Annotated in this window: 14 protein-coding genes; 4 read left to right on the top strand and 10 right to left on the bottom strand. The window is 56.1% G+C overall.

Translation table 11 applies throughout. The features are described 5' to 3' along the window. Window positions 1–29 precede the first annotated feature (29 nt). The 6 genes from HG15A2_RS11030 to HG15A2_RS11050 all read right to left on the bottom strand — a co-directional run bounded on the left by HG15A2_RS11030 (window position 30) and on the right by HG15A2_RS11050 (window position 7,063). The gene (locus HG15A2_RS11030) at window positions 30–1,211 is read right to left on the bottom strand and encodes a hypothetical protein (RefSeq protein WP_145060309.1); all 1,182 of its coding nucleotides are present in this window, start codon (window positions 1,209–1,211) and stop codon (window positions 30–32) included. Window positions 1,212–1,684: 473 nt separating this feature from the next. Then, window positions 1,685–2,179 (bottom strand): DUF420 domain-containing protein, encoded by a 495-nt coding sequence (locus HG15A2_RS11035; protein ID WP_145060310.1) that lies wholly within the window; start codon window positions 2,177–2,179, stop codon window positions 1,685–1,687. A gap of 429 nt (window positions 2,180–2,608) precedes the next feature. Next, window positions 2,609–2,962 (bottom strand): hypothetical protein, encoded by a 354-nt coding sequence (locus HG15A2_RS11040; RefSeq protein WP_145060311.1) that lies wholly within the window; start codon window positions 2,960–2,962, stop codon window positions 2,609–2,611. 62 nt (window positions 2,963–3,024) lie between these two features. After that, window positions 3,025–3,201, bottom strand: a complete 177-nt coding sequence (locus HG15A2_RS23950) for a hypothetical protein (RefSeq protein WP_218932495.1) — start codon at window positions 3,199–3,201, stop codon at window positions 3,025–3,027. Window positions 3,202–3,356: 155 nt separating this feature from the next. After that, window positions 3,357–4,544: an SAM-dependent methyltransferase gene (locus HG15A2_RS11045; RefSeq protein ID WP_145060312.1), complete on the bottom strand. Its 1,188-nt coding sequence runs from the start codon at window positions 4,542–4,544 to the stop codon at window positions 3,357–3,359. A gap of 203 nt (window positions 4,545–4,747) precedes the next feature. Then, entirely contained in the window at window positions 4,748–7,063 is a 2,316-nt protein-coding gene (locus HG15A2_RS11050; protein ID WP_145060313.1) for an ATP-dependent helicase, read from the bottom strand. Between the two features lie 273 nt (window positions 7,064–7,336). Here HG15A2_RS11050 and HG15A2_RS11055 point away from each other — a divergent pair, with 273 nt between their 5' ends. The 3 genes from HG15A2_RS11055 (at window position 7,337) to polX (ending at window position 11,241) form a co-directional block, all read left to right on the top strand. Further along, window positions 7,337–7,609 (top strand): DNA-directed RNA polymerase subunit alpha C-terminal domain-containing protein, encoded by a 273-nt coding sequence (locus HG15A2_RS11055; protein ID WP_145060314.1) that lies wholly within the window; start codon window positions 7,337–7,339, stop codon window positions 7,607–7,609. Between the two features lie 679 nt (window positions 7,610–8,288). Then, complete coding sequence (locus HG15A2_RS11060; protein ID WP_145060315.1) at window positions 8,289–9,410, top strand: hypothetical protein; 1,122 nt, start codon at window positions 8,289–8,291, stop codon at window positions 9,408–9,410. A 106-nt stretch (window positions 9,411–9,516) separates the two neighbouring features. Then, entirely contained in the window at window positions 9,517–11,241 is a 1,725-nt protein-coding gene (gene polX, locus HG15A2_RS11065; RefSeq protein ID WP_145060316.1) for a DNA polymerase/3'-5' exonuclease PolX, read from the top strand. A gap of 54 nt (window positions 11,242–11,295) precedes the next feature. On the opposite strand, the gene HG15A2_RS11070 is transcribed toward polX, so the two are convergent. The 4 genes from HG15A2_RS11070 to HG15A2_RS11085 all read right to left on the bottom strand — a co-directional run bounded on the left by HG15A2_RS11070 (window position 11,296) and on the right by HG15A2_RS11085 (window position 18,672). Continuing rightward, a complete protein-coding gene (locus tag HG15A2_RS11070; RefSeq protein WP_218932496.1) occupies window positions 11,296–14,544 on the bottom strand; it encodes an efflux RND transporter permease subunit in 3,249 nt (1,082 codons plus the stop codon). Between the two features lie 54 nt (window positions 14,545–14,598). Next, the gene (locus HG15A2_RS11075; protein WP_145060318.1) at window positions 14,599–15,903 is read right to left on the bottom strand and encodes an efflux RND transporter periplasmic adaptor subunit; all 1,305 of its coding nucleotides are present in this window, start codon (window positions 15,901–15,903) and stop codon (window positions 14,599–14,601) included. Between the two features lie 136 nt (window positions 15,904–16,039). Beyond that, entirely contained in the window at window positions 16,040–16,741 is a 702-nt protein-coding gene (locus HG15A2_RS11080; protein ID WP_145060319.1) for a YggS family pyridoxal phosphate-dependent enzyme, read from the bottom strand. Between the two features lie 35 nt (window positions 16,742–16,776). Beyond that, window positions 16,777–18,672 (bottom strand): hypothetical protein, encoded by a 1,896-nt coding sequence (locus tag HG15A2_RS11085; protein ID WP_145060320.1) that lies wholly within the window; start codon window positions 18,670–18,672, stop codon window positions 16,777–16,779. A 219-nt stretch (window positions 18,673–18,891) separates the two neighbouring features. On the opposite strand from HG15A2_RS11085, the gene HG15A2_RS11090 reads away from it, so the two are divergent. Further along, the gene (locus HG15A2_RS11090; protein WP_145060321.1) at window positions 18,892–19,773 is read left to right on the top strand and encodes a YdjY domain-containing protein; all 882 of its coding nucleotides are present in this window, start codon (window positions 18,892–18,894) and stop codon (window positions 19,771–19,773) included. Window positions 19,774–19,776 lie beyond the last annotated feature (3 nt).

Genomic DNA, 19,776 nt, shown 5'->3' on the forward strand with positions numbered 1-19,776 from the left:
AGCTCGGCAATACCCGACAAACACTTATCTTAAAAATCGACCCCTGCACGGACCATGATCGTATCGTCCAAACCATAACGGGCAGGCGCCATCGTTTGTGCGTAGAGAATCTCGCGATCAAACACATAGCCTACTTCTATGTGTCCGCGGGCTTGCGTCTGGGTTTCCCATTCGAAGCCGAAGATCACGCGGATGTCGTTGATGTCGATGTCGTCCGGCGAACCGTCGGCTCGTTGGATTGTCCAACGTCCTCCGCCGTACTGGCCGGCGAAGTAATACCACCACTGGCTGGAGCCAACGTTCACGAACCGCTTGCGAATCTTCGGGTTGGGAAACACGAGGTACGCGTCCCACTCAGAATTGGGCCGCCAGTGGACACCACCGGCAGGCAAGAGCTTGATGTCGTTCCGATCGATGTACCAAACGCCGGCCAGCAGCTCGAACTGCGGTGAGAACGAGAGAACGCCCAGGCCGCGACCCAGGTAGCGAACTGACTCGCTATTCACCTCTTCAAAATCAGTCCACACGCCGGTACGAAAACCCAGATCGAGCGACAGCCAGTCGGTCAAGCGGGGAAGCCAGGCGGTATCGAGGTAAGCATCATAAATCCGCGGAGGCAAGTCGGCAGAAGGGGTGTTCGCGTCGACGGGCCCTTCCAACCAATTGAAGGCAAAGCCGGGAGTCACCAGCAGTGGCGTGTCAGGATTGTAGAAAATGGGAATGCCGAAAGTCGCGGAAAGCTCCGTGCGATTGATTTCGAGTTCCTGCGCTGCGTGCTCGCCGACGAGCCAAGTGTGTTCGAAGCTAATCTGCTGCAAGAATCGCTGCAAGCGTGCAACACTACCGTCGGAATTTTGATACTCGTAAGATCCCGATTGCCAAGCCACTGGCGGGTTGTTGCCGAAGGCCGAGCCTGTAGCCTGGGGCTGTCCGTAAGGGGTCGGTTGCCCGTAGGGTGCGGATGGTTGCCCATAGGGAGCCGCGTTGCCGTAGCTGTAAGGAACATCAGCAGGAGGCGGACCTAGTGAGGAATTATTGTACGGATCGAAGCCCTGCAACGCAGGCTGAGGCGTAGGCGGATTGTAGGTACCTACCGACGAGGGGAACTGTACGCGCTGCGCAACCGACAACCCAGCCAGTGGCATCATCACAAAGATGGCCGTAAGCAGCGCGATCAATAGCAGCGGTATTCTTCTCTGAAACCGACTCACAGATTGCCTCATGCAGCGAAGTCTGACAACAGGGCCCGACGAAAACATTCCCACCGCAGGCACGCGCTTCCGCCTGCCTGCGGAGCAAGTGAGTACCAAACGGGCGAGCTGCCGGTCAAGGTTAATCCGGTTTTTTCGAGACTAGGAGAACGCTGGGGATAGTAGGACGAGGAGGTGCTAGCTACTGCATCTGGGGTTTGGATAGTCAAGCTTTCGCGGAGTGCAAGCTCATACGATCAGCGAATCTGGAATCCTCCTGATGTCATACTGCTTTAGGCTTGGCTTATTTGTCAAGTTTGACAGCAATGTCTAAATCGAAGTTTCTTCCTCGGTCATGCGGCTTGGTAGCAAACCTGCGGGGTAGTTCGAGATAGGCTTGTATCAAAGATTGCGAGGTTACCCATTAAACTCGGTGATAGCCCAGAGCTACAAAAGGGTTAACGGCGTAGGGTGGCACCTGGCGAAAGCAGGTATCACAGGAATGCCAAGAGATAAAATACCCAGCCGGTGACTGCTGTGAGGAGCATGTCTATAGCAGCAAGCCTTGCCCAGAAAACATGGCTTCGGCTATGGGTGCTAGGTGCTGGTTTATCGGGAAATCGTCGCAATGCGCGGTAGGTCACAACCGGCCACAAACATGCGCTGGAAATCGCGAATATCAAGTGCGCGTAAAGCGCTTTCCACACTGTCGGGGTGGCTGATCCGCCAATACTTCCGGCTGAACGGTCTTCCCAGCCATAAAGTCGAATATCAATTTCAAAAGCAGTCACCGTAATAAGCAAGATAGCTGCCAAAGTAAGTTGTATCCGCTTGTGGAGCGTGTAGCGTTTACGGTACCGAACCTCGTAGATGCTCCAGCACAGCGCTGCAACAACGAAGAGCATCGCCACGACAACCACATCGAGCATGAAGGAAGCTCGCGAGCCAAGAAAGCCATCGTAGCCTGGGAAGTCCATTGGGTGCTGCATCAAAGGTTTATTATTGGAGGCATCGTAGTGGCTTCCAGCATTCTAGCATCAGCGTAGAGCTCTTGAGTATGCCTCGCTCCAGATTCGCCAAAGCAGATAACTGAATTTGGCGTTGCCAACTTCGGCAGGCACCGCCGAATTGATTTTCCGAACTGCCGTTTGTGAGCAAGATCATGGACACCGCAGGCACGAACGGAGGTGCACTGAGCGACCTAAGTGGGTCATTCCTGGGTTAGATAGATTGGTGCCCAATCTGACGACGGTTTGGACAACCTCTGTCACTTGGCGGGTGATTTCTAATGTCGCCAAACTGCCTCGGCGTTTCACGCCGAACGCAGTTTCGAGCCCCAGGACGACGCCACCTGTGCAGGTTAGTGGTACGCGTTAGCGAATTCGCTAACGCGACTTTTTCGGTGGCATTTTGCCGCACTACGACTTCTCAAGGGATTCTCCAGTAGGGCTAGTTTTCTCAATGCGAATCGTGCCATCGCCCAGATTCAAGTGGCTGACTTCTCTTTCGGTATAGATCTTCAACCTTTTCTCAGTCTTGTCGCCCCACTTGGCAAGAACTGTAATCAGTTCGTCGCGATGCAAATCCGGCATCTCTGTTTCGTAGAGCCATACACCGACGAACGGACCTTTTATGGGTAAATCCTCGCAATGTAGCTCATAGGTCTTCTTGCCTTTGCTGGCTACCAGACGATGGCAGTACATATGGATGTTGGCCCAGAACTGAATGGACCATTTGCCAATCGAGTATTCCTGATTTCGAGGTTTGCTCATCTGATAGCCTGTCCAATGAGTTCCACGGCCAAGCGTCAGATTCGACGCTCGCAGCGGGTCTCTCAGCATACCGCCAACTGCGAAAGGTGTGACCCTCCTGAGCGTCGAAAAGCATCTTCCCAGCCAGCGTCAGCTTCATCGGCCGACGCGTCGAAACTGGCTGCGATTTGGGCAGATTTACTCCCGGCGGTGTCGATGACCTCTGTCTCGAATGGCATCACAAAATCGGCCAAATTCATCACGCAAGGTCCAAATCTGGCCACTCGCTAAACGACACATGTGGCATCGACATGTGCTAGAAACCGTAAATTTTTAGGTGGTTGAAGTGAGAATGACCTCGGGCTCGAGCATCAAGATACCCAAATGCTATTTGGCGTTGGATGCCAAGCTTAGCTCAAGACTCCTGCCCATGCGGCCCGGGTACAGAAGAGTGCGGCGCATCCACGCGGTGGCGTTTACTAGTTGCACGCCCCCGGCGTTGCAACCTGCGTTGAGAACGGTTGCGCAGCGCTACGAGGCAGATCTCCTTGCCATTAAACGCGAGCTGCCGCAGGCGAACATCTTGGTAGCCCCACGACTTCACGCGCTCGGTGAGGGCTGGCAACTCCTCGGCGAGGTCCCAGTTGGTGAGCTTGAGCGTGAGGATCATGCCTCGTATCGTGCTGCTGGAATGGGTGACGATGTCTTCGACGGCATCGAGCGTGTAGGTCGGAGTGGCATTCACATCGGCGAACAACCAGTGGGAGTCGCTGAAGGTCTTCCGGCGCACGTCGCCAGCCCGTTTGCGAATGTGTGTAAAGGAAGGATGCGCTAGGACGCTATCGTCCATTGCTGCTGGGTCGACGCCGAGCACTTCCAGGCCAGCTTCGAGCAAGCGTTGCGATGCGCCGCCCGGAGAGCTACCGATCTCCACGCAGCGGTCGTCACGCGCGATTGGTAGTGCCGACCACTGGAGCGCTTCGGACAATTTCATGTAGGCACGGCTCACGGGGTCCTCGGGGGATTGCAGGTCCGGCACGCCCCCCGGCCAGCACGCGGTGCGGTGTTCCGTGCGATGGCAGCCGATCCACCACTCGCCCGGTTCAACTAGTACGACATCCAGCACCCATTGGTTGCGTGGTGCAGGACCGACGGGCTCAGCAGTGCGCTGGGTTATCGCTTCACAAGTCGATGCTTTGCCAAGTTGCTCTCGCACTTCCGTGGCCAGCGCCGTCGTGCCGGGCTCGAAACCTCGCTTACCCGGCGTGGCGGCATCGCGTTGCCAAACATGCAAGTCGACTGGCGAATTGGTCTCCAAGAAGGCGACCACCTCGGGCAGTTGCCACACAGCAGCCGCCATTTCCGTCGCCTGTGCGCCTTGGACTTTGCCAAGTGAAAAGCCGGAAGCTCTCGTGAATGGCGAGCGGGGCAGGGCGGTTTGCCACTCAGTCGACTCCTCCGGCAGTTTGAAGGTGATGAACCCAGGCCGGGAAAACGCCAGGCGCAGCTCCGGCTGACGACGCGCCATCTCGCTTTTTACCACGACTTCAGCGCCATATTGGCAGGAAGCAAAGACAAATTTTGGGCGCCAAGAGTTTTCCATGGTCCCACTATAGCAGAAGCGGGAGTTGGTGCTTGGGGTCGAGAACCCCTCCCCGGCCGTGCAACGTCCGACCCTCCCAAGGGGAGGGTAATAGACGACCTAAAAGTTATCGCGAGAAATCACCCTCCCCTTGGGAGGGTCGGCCTCTCAGGGCCGGGGAGCGATGCTCAAGCTCAGTGCAGAGGTTTTCTCTGCTTGGCGTGCTACTTCCCAGCCACACGCAACGGCGTGTAGGCCAGCACGTAGCGTTTTTCACCGGCGGTAGCGAAGCGAATCGTCGCGCGGCGATTGTCCCCGACCCCACTAAGCGCCACGATTTTGCCCGGCCCGTGCTCGGGATGCACCACGGTCATACCTTGCCGGAATGAATCGGGGTCAATGGTCGGAGCGACTTGCTCCTTTTTACCCGAGAGCTTGGATGCGGTAGTGATTTGCGCCGCAGCGACCCTCAAGCTCGGACGCGACTCATCTAATTCCACCGTAGCTTCCACAGGCGTTGCGGTTTGATCGTACTCATCGAAACTGTTCGACTCGTCCCTCTCAGAGCCGCCTTCGCCAAAGTTATCCCAGTCCATCGGGTAGCCGAGGGAGTCGTTGTTTGGCTCAATCAGTTCCATTTCTTCACGCGGCAATTCGAGCAGGAAGGGACTTGGCACCGTGCGCCGGCGCTGGCCGCGAAAGTCGCGGTGGACGGCATAGCTGAGTTGCAGTTCTTGCTCGGCCCGCGTGATGCCCACGAACGCTAGGCGACGTTCTTCTTCCATTTGATCTTCGTCGTTGATGCTACGTTCGTGCGGCAAGAGACCTTGCTCGACGGCAACGAGGTAGACGACCGGGAACTCTAGCCCCTTGGCGGCGTGCAGCGTCATCATCGTGACTTTGTCGGTATCGTCCTGCCAGTCGTCGGTTTCGTTCACCAGCCAGGCGTTCTCAAGATAAGTCTCCAAATGGCCACCGCCAGGGTTTTTCTCATCAAACTGCCGGGCGTCGGTCAGCAATTCTTCGATGTTTGCCAGTCGATTGAGGTCTTCCTCAGATTCGCTCTCGGCGAGTGTCTTGCGATAGCCGGTTTCTTCGAGGATCGTGCCGAGGATTTCTTCCATCTCTCCAGCCGCCAGTTTACTGAGCTTGTCGACAAGCTGAACGTAGCCGAGCGCCTTTTTTGCCGAGCGCGCCGCCAAGCCCTGTACTTGAACCGCTTCACGCGCTGCGTCTAGTAGCGGCAAGCCGTGGATGTAGGCGTATTCCGAAATGAGATCGACTGTCTTGCGACCAATCCCACGGGTGGGCGTGTTGATCGTGCGGAGTACGGCTTGATCGTCGCGTGGGTTGTTGATGAGCTGGCAATAGCCGAGTACGTCTTTGATTTCCTTACGCTGATAGAACTCCTGCCCACGAATCATCTGGTATGGCACGCCGGCCTCGCGCAGACCGCGTTCCAAGGATCGAGAGAGCGCGTTCACACGATAGAAGATCGCAAAGTCGCTGGCGGTACGCTTGCCAGAGGCAATTTGCTGAGCGATCGACAGGCCAATCTGTTTCGCTTCGTCGTCTTGGTTGGTGTATTGAGCGAGTCGCACAGCAGCGCCTTCGGCTTGCTCGGTGAAGAGCGATTTTTTCTTGCGGCGCAGGTTGCATCGAATCAGTTGGTCTGCCACACGCAGCACATTGGGCGTGCTACGATAGTTTTGTTCCAAACGCACGACATTTACTGTGGGGAAGTCGCTTTCGAATTGCAAGATGTTGTTGATGTCTGCCCCGCGCCACCCGTAGATACTTTGGTCGGGATCACCGGTGGCAGCGAGATTGGGATAGTCGACCGACAATGCCCGCAGCATGACGTACTGAGCATGATTGGTGTCTTGATACTCATCGACCATGACGTAGCGATAGCGTGAGTCGAGAGTCGCGCGTACTTCGGCGTTCGTGTAGAGCAAATTCGCCACGTGCAGCAGGAGGTCGTCAAAATCGACCGCTGAGCTCGCCAATAGTCGTTTCTGATAAGCTGGATAGACTTCGGCAACGATGTGGCTCAGCGGGCTGCCGGTACGGGGTTCGTAGCGATCAGCCGTTACAAGCTTGTTCTTCGCGCTGGAGATTGCCGCACCGATGCGTTCTGGCGAGTAATGCATCGTGCGGAATTTGCCTGCTTCGATCACACGTTTGAGCGTTTGCTTTGCATCGCTGGAATCGTAAATCGTGAAGTTAGGTGTGAGCCCCACGTACTCTGCATGTTCGCGTAGGAGTCGTGCACCAAAGCGGTGAAACGTGCTCACCCAGGTACGACCGCCAGGGGTGAGCTCTTCCACTCGCTTCTTCATTTCCTCTGCGGCTTTGTTGGTAAAGGTGAGCGCGAGAATATGGGAGGCAGGCACGCCTTCGCGGATGAGGTGCGCGATGCGGTGCGTGACCACACGCGTTTTACCGCTACCCGGGCCTGCCAGCACGAGCATCGGCCCTTCGACATGCTGGACCGCATCTCGTTGTGCCTGATTGAGGTGTTCCAGCAATCGATCCACAGTATGCCCTTCTTTGACTATCTAGCTTGCTTGCCTAGCTTGCGTGGTTTCCAAGGGAACTTGGAGTATTTTCTCCAAGCTTGTCTCTCTTGCCCCCATCGTAGGCTCTCGATCAATAGTTCGGCAATGCTAGCAGTGGTGGAGTGGGCTGAGAAAATCACACTCTGCTTTCACTTTTTGTAGGCAGTACCAACATTCTTTTTGTTATACTTCCGGAAACGGGCGAACTATTCGCCTGCCGACTAACTGTCTTATCTGAGGAAAGGAATCCCCATGACACGCATCCCTCTTAATCAGGCTGAACTCGCCAACCAAGGAATGAAAGACCGGTTGGAGATGAGCACCGCCGAAATCGGCCTAGCCGTTCGCACGACCAATTGCCTGGAAGAAAAGGGCATCTTCACGGTTAGCGATCTTCTGCAAACCAGGCGTGAAGAACTGCTCAGCATATCGAACTTTGGCGAGAAGACTCTCGACGAGGTTTACAAATCGCTTGAGCGAATCGGCTTTCAACGCCCACAGCCCGCGAAGCGTTATCCTCGCTAGTTGCGAGTATCGAGTCGCTGTTAGCTTGTAGCCCTGAACACCGGGCAAGGTGTAGCTCTCCGGCTACTTATCAGCGGAGAATCTCGCTACCAAAATCGATAAGACTTTAGCCCACGCGCACAACGTTTCTGTTAGTTGGCTCGTCCACTTTTTGAACCAAGTGTCGCGCTGCGCGCAGACATTCTTTCTCAGTGGAGTGAACGATCTGCGCGTTCAGATCGTAATGAATCCGCCAGCAATACTGCGCGGCTTGCTGTCAAACGGCAACACGCAGTCAGTGGCGTGTTTCGTTTTGGCAACATGTGTGGTTGCACTTCTCGAAACTCTAGAAAAACAGGCAGTCCGCCCATTTTCGCAGGCTACACTGGTAAGAAGCTTCCACTGACACAAAGTCGAAAACGGCCCGTTCGGTCGAGCTGAGTAGATGGTGTGATAGCTTCGCTTGTCCCTTAACTTTTCCTAAACGTCAGAGACTCTCTAAGCTGTATTTGCCAACTTTCGACCTCTTCACAGAAGAAAATGATTGCCAAGAGGGGGCCCGGGAGAGTAAACCTGAAGATAGGTGGGCGCGGTGCGCTTGCTACCCGTTGGGGGTCATAAGCCGTCGGGGCCAGAAGTAAAGCACGGCGACCAGAAGAGACCTACGTTTTTCGAGTTCAACTCTTAAGCGAGAAATTAGATGATTAAACAACTCAAGATTAGCCAAGGTCGAATTACACTTTGTAGTTTGGCACTGTGCTTAGCCGCCTGCGGCCAAGCACAGCTGGCTGTTGCCCAGTGTGATACTTGCGCGACGCCGACGGTTGCCTACCAGCCAGTTCAACCCGTTGCAGTTGTTGCAACGCAGCAGCGCACAGGTTGGTATCCTGGCCGCTTGCTCGACCGGCTGCGCATGCGAACCTGGGGAGCCCAACCTGTTGCAGCTCCAACGTACGCTGCCCCAACTTACACAGCGGCCTACGCTCCAACGACTTACTCTGCCGGGTACAGTCCTTACACCGCCGGCTACGCACCTTACACGGCAAGTTCTACGCCCTATGTAACCGCCTACGCACCGCTGCAGCGCACCACAGTGCTGTATCGCTCGGTTGCTTTGCGTCCAGTCATTGCCGATGCAGGCTGTTCTACTTGTAACTACACACCGGCGACGCCTTGCAGTGATTGTGGCGTATCGCAAGCGGCTTACAGCGCACCCACTGGCGGCTGCTCGAATTGCGAAGCTTCCAGCGGCACACCCAGTTACGCCTACGAGGATGGCGGCAGCTGGCGTAGCAGCGAAGACTACGGCAGTGGGGCATCACCCGATCCAGCAACACCACAACCGGCTCTTGAGCCGGAGCCAGCATCCGAGCGTTCGTACTACCGTGGAGAGTCGCTCGCCAGTGCCAGAGAATTGGCTGCCCTTCGTGATCGCATCGATCAACTCGAACGCGAGCGTGAGGCGTACACTTCCCGCTACCGTGAGGAGAGCCCGCAACGTGAGCCTGAGGAATCGATCCTTCGCAAAGCACCAGCCGAAGAGGATGACTTCGACAGCGGCTTCCCAGGGAAGTTCGATCCCGACCAGTACAATCCCGATTCGGACGAAGGCGACTCCGACGCCAGCTACAACACGCCGAGCTGGAAGCTTCCAGAGAGTAACCAAACCGCTCGTGGCCCAAGCGTCAATGTGTGGAACGCGGTCTATAAGCGTTCGGCCCCTCACTCGCAACAGGTGAGCACTCGCCGCAGCGTGAGTAAGCCTCTTACTCAGGCTGAGATCGACGCCCAAGGTTGGAGTGCGGTTCATCGTAACCGATAGACTGAAATAGATTCAGGAGTTGTAGCAATAGTGAGACCCAGACGCCCGGTTGTGCCTAGCACGCGGGGCGTTTTCTTTTGGTGCAGTCGGTTCTAAACTAGCGCTTATGACGAACCGTGACATTGCAGCCATATTTGATCGTATCGCCGATCTCTTGGAGTTCCAAAGCGCCAATCCATTTCGCGTGCGTGCCTATCGCAATGGCGCTCGCAAGATTGGCGATTTAAACGAACCACTCAGCGCTACGGCCGAGTCAGACGGCGGGCTCACCTCGATTGATGGCATCGGAAAGGACCTCGCCGAGAAGATCGCCACGCTACTGAAAACCGGCAGTCTGCCGATGCTCGACGATCTATTAGCTGACATTCCCGCCACCGTTCTCGCTATTCTGCGTGTGCCTGGACTTGGGCCGAAACGCGCGGCGATCATCCACAATGAACTGGGGGTGAATTCGTTGGAAGAGCTTCGCAAGGCGTGCGAGTCCCAGCAAGTGCGAGACCTAAAGGGCTTCGGTACAAAGACTGAACAGACAATCCTCAAGGGCATCGACATCGCCGCACAAGCCGATGTGCGAACCAAATGGGCGAAGGCGGATGTCGTCGCTCAGGAATTACTTAAGCACATGCAAGGCATCGCAGGCGTGCGACGCATGCAGATGGCCGGCAGCTACCGGCGCGGGAGAGAGACTGTCGGCGATCTTGATCTCTTGATTGACGCTGACGATGGAGGAGCGGCTATGACTCGCTTTGGCGAGTTCCCTAGCGTGAAGGAAGTAATCGTGCGCGGCGGAACAAAAATGTCTGTGCGCTTGGATAGCGGTCTCCAAGTCGATTTGCGTGTCGTGCCGGAACGTTCTTTCGGCGCGGCATTGCAGTACTTCACGGGATCCAAAGATCACAACGTTGAGATCCGTAGTCGAGCGAAGCAGCGCGGCATGAAGGTGAACGAGTGGGGTGTGTTCAAGGTTGAAGGCGAAGAGGAAACGTACTTGGCTGGCGCCACCGAGGAAGAGATATACGCCACATTGGATCTTCCTTGGTTCCCGCCAGAGATTCGTGAAGCACGACGAGAGTTCGAACTCGCCGAAGCGGGACCCTTGCCGAAGTTGATCAAACTGGAAGACATTCGTGGCGATCTCCACATGCACACCAATGCGTCCGACGGTAAAGCCACGCTCGAAGAAATGGCCGAGGCGGCCATTGATCGCGGGTTGGAGTACATCGCCATTACCGATCACTCCCAGCGAGTCAGCATGGCTAACGGTTTGGACGGCAAGCGATTGCTCAATCAATGGAAAGCGGTCGATAAACTGAACGACCAGCTCGCAGAGATAACTTTGCTGAAAGGCATCGAGTGCGATATTCTCGAAGCGGGTGGCATGGATCTGCCTGATGAGGTGCTTGCCCAAGCCGACTGGGTGATTGCGAGCGTCCATTACGGTCAAAACCAACCACGGGAGAAAATTACGGAACGCATCCTCGGCGCGCTGGAGAATCCGTACGTTGACATTGTTGCCCATCCCACAGGGCGGCTCATTAATCGTCGCGAACGTTACGAAGTGGATATCGAAGCCGTTTTTGCCGCTGCTGCCAAGCACAAGAAGATGCTTGAGCTGAACGCCAACCCGGCACGCTTGGACCTAGACGATGTTCATTGCGCCGCTGCCAAGCGGCACGGCGTGCCTATCGTCATCAGCACCGATGCGCATCACACAGGCGGCCTCGATGTAATGCGCTACGGCATTCTCCAAGCTCGCCGCGCAGGGCTCACGGCCAACGATGTCGCGAACACACGAACGTTTGCAAAGTTTAAGAAGCTGCTCGGCGAGTGAACCGCAAAGAGATCGTAGGTCGTAACCAGTAACTCGCACCTACGACCGGCATCGCTACTTGACTTTAGAGGCAACCTGTCGCCGATGCAGTAGTTGTCCAGCTTTGTCACGGGCGGCCGCCAACTCGTCGAAGAAGGTATACGCGACGCTGTAGCACACGGGAATCACTAGTAGCGTGAGCACGGACGCAAACGCCAGGCCGAACACTACCGCCGCCGTCAGGGGCTGCCAGAATTCTGCTCCGCCGGAGATATTCAATAACAGAGGCAGCAGTCCGCCAATTGTCGTGACCGTGGTCAGTAGCACGGGCCGCAGGCGGTTTACTCCAGCTTCGATCAGAGAATCGTACACGTTCAAACCGCGTGCGCGGGCTTGGTTGGTGAAGTCGACCATCACGATGGCATCGTTCACAACGATGCCGGTGAGGCTCACTAACCCGATGAAGGACGCCAGACTAAAGGGAAAGCCGCAAGCCCACATGCCGAGCACCACGCCGATGAAGCTCAAAGGCACGGTAATCATAACGATCACGCCCTGCCGGAAGCTATTGAACTGCCACACGAGAATTCCGTAAATCAAGACCACGCCAATAATCATGCTGTAAAGCAAGTAGCGGAAGTTCTTGTCGCGTTCCTCATTCTCTCCAGTGAACTTGGCTTTCACGCCTTCTGAGGGAGTGGTCGGGGTACCGAGGAACACGACCGAGTCTTTGCTGCTCGTCTCAAAGCCCAACTCGGGCAGAACTTCTTCGCGAAGAATCTTAAAGACGTCATCTGGCGTCGTGGAGTCAATCACGTCGCACTTTGCCACGACCGCTCGATCACGTTCGTAGCGATTGATGCTGAATAGGCTCGTGCCGTGCTTTACTTCGGCAAGACTAGCGAGCGAGGTCATCTGGCCCGAAGGCGTGGAGATCATCACCCGTTCGAGCGTGTTCGAGTACTGCTGGAATTCGGGGGCCAACTGTACGCGTAGCGTAATGTCCTCGTCATCGAGCGTGAGCTGAATCTGCTGATCGCCCGCAATAGCCAATTGCACGGCCCGGGCGATCATTGCATCGGTGAGACCTTCATACAAACCGACCACGCCCGGTTTTGGTTCAATCAGCAATTCCGGATTGTCGGGTCGATAGTCCGTGCTGGCATCGACCGTGCCTCGAACTTTGGCTAGTCGCTGAGAAATTAGCTGCCCAAGTTCTCCTAACCGCTCTAGGTTTTTCCCCGTCAATCGTACCGCGACATCGGCGCCACCGGGTGGGCCGTCTTCGACTTCCTGGATGGAAATCTTCATGCCTGGTAACGGGCGAATATTGCGGCGCAAGTCAGCAATCACTTCTTGCTCGTGGACGTCGCGGTCTAACGGAGAGAGCATCTCGACCATGATCTCTGCGAATTCCGGACCACTGGCCGCATCGTCGTCCACACGTACTGCCATGCCGCCGGAGGAGCCTACTGCCGATACGTAATGCTTGACGACGCCACGTTCCTGCCACTTACGTAGCGGCCTGATGACTACTTCCGACGCGGCCAGAGTCTCTTCAATGCTATAGCCCAGGGGCAGTTCGTATTTGATGGTGAACATCCCGCGGTCGCTGGTCGGGAAGAAGATAAATCCCAACGAGCCAATCAGCTTGCCGGCACCAGCAATTGCTAGGAAACAGCACAGCAAGACTGCCGCGCGGTTGGCCAATGACATTCGCAGCAATCTTAGGTAGATGCGGGTGCCTGGACCCAACTTGGGGCGGATCTTCAGCTTGTCGGTGGCCAAGTCGCCCCTCTTCTCGGCAACTTTGGGGTCTGTAGCTATCGGCTCGGGAGCTTCGGGCTCGTGCTTGCGATACCAGCGGGCGGCCAGCGTGGGGATGATGAAGTGATCCACCATCACTGAACCCAGCAATGCAACACTAACCACTTTCGGCATGACGCCCATGAAGTCGCCCATGATGCCGGGCACTAATAACATGGGGCCGAACGCCGCTATTGTCGTGAGATCCGCCGCTATGACCGGCAGGCCTACTTCTTCAATGCCCACCTTCGCGGCGTCGATCGGCTGCTCGCCACGCTCGATGTGGCGATGAATATTCTCCGCCACGATAATTGCGCCATCGACTACCATTCCCAGTACGAGAATGAAGCTGAAGACCACCATGCCTGAGACCGGGATGCCGCTGGCGTAGAGAAACACCAGAGCCACAGCCGTGCTGAAGGGAATGGCCAACAATACGAGAATCGAAATCCGCAGGCCCATCGACCACGCAAGAATCACCAGCACGAGCATGGCACCAAAGATAGCGCTAGAGCCCAACACACGGAACATCACCCAAATCTCTTTGGATGAGTCGCGGCTGGTGGCGAAATCGATATCAGGGTACTGTTTGCGCAAATCGTCGACGACCGAGTTAATCCCGCGAGCTGCCCCAAGCGTGTTGATGTCCGATTCTTTGTAGATGATGATTGTGGCACATTCACGCCCATCGATTTGTGAGAAGCTCTTGATACGCCGATTTGTGTCGATCACCTCGGCCACATCATCGACCTTAATGGCACGCCCGCCAACGTTGCTAACGATTGCTTCACGAATATCCTTCACACCACGAAACTTCGCTTCGACGCGGACCGTACGGTCGAACTGTGCCGAATCAAGAGCACCGGCAGGAATCTTTGCATTAAAAGCCCGCAGCGATTGCCAGAGCTGCTCGAGACTCAAACCGTATTCGGCCAGCAGGTCGGGGTTTGCGTTCACGTGAATCTCACGCTCTCTGCCGCCGAATATCTGCGTATTAGCAATCCCTTCGACGTCTGCCTTAAATCGCTCTTCGACATCCTCAGCAATTTGCTTGAGAGCCCGATCGTCGAACCCCTCAGGTCCGGTGAGCGTCACAAGCATCAGCGGTATGTTTTCGAAGTCGATCTTGCTCACGACCGGTTGAACTTCGCGCCCTAGAGGCAATTCGTTACGAATGCGATCGACGAGGTCCTTCACCTCGCGACGCGCATCGTCAGGGTCCACACCATCGAGAAAAATGACCTGCGTGATGCATGCCCCGCGCATGCTGGTCGAAGCGATGAAGTCGACGCTTTGCAACTCGCCAAGCACATCTTCCACCTTGCGGGCGATCTCGTTCTCCGATTCGCTGGGCAGGGCGTCGGGGTAGGGGATTGCGACAAGTACGACTGCCTTAGTAATCGCCGGATTATTCTGGACGGGTGTGAAAGTCGCAGAGTAGAACGCCAGCAGCATGGTGAGCAGTGTCAGGACGAGCACGACTCGTGGATGATCGATGGCTTGTGAGCTGAGCTTCACGTTGTATCCAGTTCTCAGAATGCCACAGTGGACATTCCCTACAGTTGGTCGAGGTTACGGCTGAGCAGTCGCATGGGCAGTCGATACACCAGAATTCGTCTGGGGTATTGTGAGACCACCAGTGATACGCACGAGCTGTCCCGTCGAGAGGCGATGCTGGCCACGCGTAATGACTGCCGAAAGCGGGCGATCGATCGCTTCAGCGGGGACGACCACGTACTCGCCTTGATCGACCCAGCTGGGGATATTTACTTTCAAAGCGCGATAAGCATCTACCTCACCCATCGACCAATAAAGCATTTCCAGCTCGGTCGGTTCTTGCTGAACGGTAAACAAGTAAGCACGATCCTGACGAAAGATGACCGCCGCGGCCGGAATGCGATAGCCCTCTACACGATCCACCACGAGCTTTGCCGTAGCAACCATGCCGGGGCGGAGAAGTCCTTCTGGATTGGGAATACGCACCTCCACATCGAATAGGCTCGTGCGTGGGTCGGCAACTTCGGCAATGTGGTACACTTCGCCATCGACTCTCGGCCAGGGGTGGCCAAACGTGTCGCTCCCCTCCAATTCCACATGGACGCGGAATGTGCGATCTTCTTCGCTGGCAGATTCGCTTGCGCTACGACTTTCGATTGCCCTTTGCCGAGCTTCCAACTCGCGGATACGCGACTCGGGAACACTCAGCACTAGCAGCACATCGTCGTTCTCAACCAACTCGAAGGCCATCTGCTGCATCGTTACCGTTTCGCCCGCATTCACCATGCGTTTGGAAATGGTGGCATCGACCGGCGATTTGAGTGTCGCGTCTTCGAGTGCCTTACTTGCGACTTCTAGTTGCGAGCGAGCCATCGCTTGATCCGTCACTAGACGCTGCAGTTGAGATTCTGTCATCGCCATGGGGCTAGAATTGCGGATCCGCTGAGCACGCTTCAAATCGGAAGCTGCCTGTTCCACGCGCGCCACTGCCTCGCCACGCTGAGCGCGAAATACGCGATCGTCGAGCACCGCCAGCACTTGGCCCGCGGAGACACGATCACCTTCGTCCAACGATTCACCGGTCGTGTTCTCACCCAAACTGATCACCCGACCGGGCGACTCGAAGCCGATGGAATAGGTTTCCCACGGGCGAATTTTACCAGCGTAGGTCGCGGTGACCTCGCAGAGTTCGTTCTCAATGGTCTGGATCGAAACGGGGGCCTTTGGCGCGTTGGCCGTGGGCAACGCCCTGACTTGTGGCGGCTTCTCTTGCGGACCAAAGCTGCCGCGGCTGCTCATCCGCACCATGACCCATCCCGCGCAGATCGTGAGGACAATCAGCACCGCGTAATGCAGAAGTTTTTCAGTGAGGCGTTTCATAACAGGCGGAGTTGAAGATTGGCGGGGCTGTTTGGCGGGGCTAATCGCGGTCCGGTCAGAGTGGGCGTGCGGGAGGCGATTAATCAATCATAAATGGCGGCACCCGCATCGACAATGCAAATAGCAAACCCATCGTTCAAAGCTCTAGCCCCTCAAACAAAGCTGAGCCAATTCGCACCAATGTTGCTCCCTCAGCAATGCCCGCCTCAAAGTCACCCGTCATTCCCATGGAAAGTTCACTCAAAGGCAGTTCTTCACTGGCTAGGGAGTCACGCAATTCCCGTAGGACAGCAAAGTTCTTGCGTGCCTGGGATTGACCCCCAGAGCGAGAAGCCATGGTCATCAAGCCTCGGACCTCAGCCTGAGGGTAGTCGTTTAGTTGATCCAACAAGCTACTCAGCGCATCCGGAGTGAGCCCGTGCTTCTCCGCCTCGCCAGACGTGTTCACTTCGAGCAGCACGTGGCAGTTTTTTCCAGTTTGCTCCGCGGCACTGTTGATAGCTTTGAGTAATCGCGGACTGTCCACGCTATGGATCAACTCCGCACATTCGACCGTTCGAGCGACTTTGTTACGCTGCAAATGGCCAATCAAGTGCCAGCGAGCATCTGTTAGCTGCTCTGCCTCGCACTTTTCCCATAACTGCTGAGGACGACTCTCGCCAAGTAGCGTTGCACCTGCGGCAAGCAGTGCAGCAGATTCAGGCACACCGACATACTTCGTAACGGCAACGATGGAGACCTCGTTGGGATCTCGCCCAGCACTCTGAACGGCGGCGGCTACGCGTTCGACGATTCGTCGCCAGTTATCAGCAATCAGTTGCCCTGTGGCTTCTTCCATAGTATTGCCAGCGGCCTATCATTCGCGGCCTGCCCTTAGCGTCCTTCAATTTCAATGAGCTCTTCGGTTTCACCTTCAGGCGAGAGGAACCGTGCCACGAAGAATTCCGAAGAAACATTTTGGCCCAGGAACGTGCGGTTTGCCGGATTAGTGAGCGAGCGGTATGCAACCCATTGGTCCTTGCCGCATTGAACTCGAAAGGCGGCCGCGGTGTCGTGATTGACAATCTCTAGTGACTGGGCAACGGTAAGTTGTCGCCATGTGCATGGTTTCTTCACGCGGCGAGGACTCAGGTCGATGAACATCGGCACACAGACGGCGTTGCCCAGTTGTTGGTGGCGTAGTGTGAGCCGGTTGTCTTGATCGCCTTCTCCCTCGACCGTGAGCGTGCCGACTCGCGGATCAACGCGCCATTCTGGCAACGATGCGGGTATGATCCTCGCCAATAGCTTCTTCTCATCGACGAGGAGTCCTTCACGCGTTTCGTTCTCGGCGCGGAATGCTATGCCTTTCGCCAGCGGTAAGCTCCAGGTGTGCGTGAGTTGCTCCGCACGCGGCCGAATCAAATTATCCGTCAACAGGAGGAAGCCATCGTTGCGAGCCAGCAGGATTTGCCGTTCGAGCGTACCCCCGCCGGCAAGCTCGCAGGAGAGCTCCAGGTAATCGCACTCATCGTCGCTGAACCAGCAGGCTTCTTCCCAGGAACCTTCGATCCGTAGGGCGGTACCGTCCGCTTCCGCGGCAAGATCCCAGTTGCCTGAGAACAACTGGCGACCGCCTGCATTGACCTCCAAGCGGATCGCGTCGGAAGAGAAATCGACGCCCACGCGGGCCGACTTGCGAGACCAATCGCATCGCAAGATCGCCAGTCCGGCCCATTCACAGTGGTCTGCCGACTCAGGTTGTGCGGGGTTGGCAACGCTTTTCTTTCGCGAGTAGAGTTTATTGCTTAGCGATTCGGCAGCCGCAGCACGATCGGCCGCGTCACCAGCAAGATCGAGCATCGCCGCTACGAAATCGCTATCCCAAGCAGCATCGCCCGGTCCGCCGAACACTTGGGTACCGTCAGCTCTCGTCCAACGGAGAGCCTGTGTGACACCCCACGCATATTGAGCAGCCGCTTCAGCAGACCAAGCACTTTTCTTGAACTTCTCACCCATGATCGCGCAGCGAGTCCAGCTTGCAAGCAGCGGTCGCCACACGCTGAGCACGGTACCGTGGCACTGTCCCTCGCCGTTGAGCAAGTCATCGAGGCAGGCCGTCAGTCGCGTTCTTGCTTCGTTGCGTAACGCGTGCAGCGGCTTCATTTCAGGGAACAGCAAGGCCAAGGTCAACGGCAGTTCGCCGGAGATTAGTTGTTGAGCGAGTGTCGTCTCCGGAGGCAGGTCGAGATCAATCTGCCAATTGGCTGCGGCCTGGGCTGTTTCGTACAGAGCGTCGAGCGCTCGCCACCACATGATTCCATCAAGCATCGAAGCGAGATGTGGTAGCAGCTGAGCAACCGCCAAAACCGACAGTGCCGAATCGCGATTTTGCGGAAGCTCATGAAAACCAGCGAGCCATTTTTCAACGAGTCCTGCGACACTTCGCAGCCTCTTCTCTTTCGAATTGCCTTTACCAACAGCTAACACGTGATCGGCAGCAGCGAGCAACTCTTGGCAAGGTTTGCTCAGTTGTGTCCGCTTGATGCCCCAGCCGAGTGCGCTCTGAGTTAACGGGACCCGCGCCAGCTTATGAGCGCTGACGGCCTTTCGAGACGCCAAGTATTTCAGCCAGGTCGAGCCCGCAGCCTCTAGCGATTTGTTCGCCGACTTGGGTGCGCTGGATCGCCAAAAATTGGCTTTGCCGGCACTGGCTAACAGCCCTGGCCTGTCTTGGGGCTCTGAGGCATCAAACATCGAGTTGTTGGGTGGTAGGAGGGTTTGCGACATGTGTTTCTGGTCGAAGCTTAGGAATCAATAAGGTGGCGTCGTTAAGGAAACGGGCAGTCCCTCACTATCTGGGCCAGTAGTCTAGGGCCCAGAATTCTAGAATGAAACGGGACCCAATTCTACAGGGGCAAAACTGGCAAGACTTCCGCTATAATAACCTTCCGCAATAGGCCACTGGAAGCCATTGCTTGAGCTGAAAAACTTTGAGCAGGTAACCTCATGATACCAAAACGGATTCTAGAAGTACTTACAGTTATTGGAGTTTCTGCTCAGGCGATTAGTTTCAGCCCTCCCGCTCTGCTGCTGGCAGCAGAGCAGGAGGGCCCCTTTGGAGTCCAGTTCGACGAGCGTGGTCCCAAGGACCCTCTGCTGGATGCGCTCGACAACATGCCTGCGGAGCGACCTCATTTGCCGCCCCCCGAAGGTGCCATCCGTTTAACGCCACCGACTGCCGCAGATCGAATTTGGATCGACAAGGCAAAGCAGCAGCTGATCGTGGATGGCTATGTCACGCTCCAGGAGGGCTATCTGGAGATGTTCGCCTGTCCTGTTGGCACCAAGGAGCACGAATCAGTCGTGGCAGTCGAGTCGCGGGCGTTCATCATTCACACGGGCCTGTTAGCCTTGGGGGCAAAGCCCGGCAACACGGCTATCTTCATGCCGCAACTGCGGCCCGTGTTGGCTTACGATTTCTTTTTCTCAGACCTCGTAACTCGATTTACCACACCGGACTTCTTTCCACCAACAGGAACGGAAATCGAGGTCAGCGTCCAATGGCGAGATCAGCAAGGTCAATGGCAGCACGCTCGGGCACAAGATTGGGTCCTCGACGGCACTACCGAGAAACCCATGACACAGCCCTGGGTATTTGCAGGTAGCGGCTTCTGGCTCGATGAAAGAACCGGTAAGGAGCATTACCTGGCTGAATCGGGTGATCTGATTTGCGTTAGCAACTTCAGCACAGCCATGCTGGACATTCCCATCGAAAGCAGCAACACCAACGACGGGCTTATCTTCCAGGCTAATAAGGCTTTGATCCCACCAATCGGTACGCCGGTTCAGGTTGTTCTCAGGCCGTTAGTGAAAAAGGCAGCCGAGTAGAAC

This window comes from Adhaeretor mobilis (assembly GCF_007741515.1).
GTDB classification, from domain to species: domain Bacteria; phylum Planctomycetota; class Planctomycetia; order Pirellulales; family Lacipirellulaceae; genus Adhaeretor; species Adhaeretor mobilis.

Coding starts and splice junctions, on each gene's coding strand:
- HG15A2_RS11060 (WP_145060315.1), top strand. CDS start 8,289: ATGATTAAACAACTCAAGATTAGCCAAGGTCGAATTACACTTTGTAGT.
- HG15A2_RS11075 (WP_145060318.1), bottom strand. CDS start 15,903: ATGAAACGCCTCACTGAAAAACTTCTGCATTACGCGGTGCTGATTGTC.
- polX (WP_145060316.1), top strand. CDS start 9,517: ATGACGAACCGTGACATTGCAGCCATATTTGATCGTATCGCCGATCTC.
- HG15A2_RS11040 (WP_145060311.1), bottom strand. CDS start 2,962: ATGAGCAAACCTCGAAATCAGGAATACTCGATTGGCAAATGGTCCATT.
- HG15A2_RS11080 (WP_145060319.1), bottom strand. CDS start 16,741: ATGGAAGAAGCCACAGGGCAACTGATTGCTGATAACTGGCGACGAATC.
- HG15A2_RS11090 (WP_145060321.1), top strand. CDS start 18,892: ATGATACCAAAACGGATTCTAGAAGTACTTACAGTTATTGGAGTTTCT.
- HG15A2_RS11045 (WP_145060312.1), bottom strand. CDS start 4,544: ATGGAAAACTCTTGGCGCCCAAAATTTGTCTTTGCTTCCTGCCAATAT.
- HG15A2_RS11055 (WP_145060314.1), top strand. CDS start 7,337: ATGACACGCATCCCTCTTAATCAGGCTGAACTCGCCAACCAAGGAATG.
- HG15A2_RS23950 (WP_218932495.1), bottom strand. CDS start 3,201: ATGAATTTGGCCGATTTTGTGATGCCATTCGAGACAGAGGTCATCGAC.
- HG15A2_RS11035 (WP_145060310.1), bottom strand. CDS start 2,179: ATGCAGCACCCAATGGACTTCCCAGGCTACGATGGCTTTCTTGGCTCG.
- HG15A2_RS11085 (WP_145060320.1), bottom strand. CDS start 18,672: ATGTCGCAAACCCTCCTACCACCCAACAACTCGATGTTTGATGCCTCA.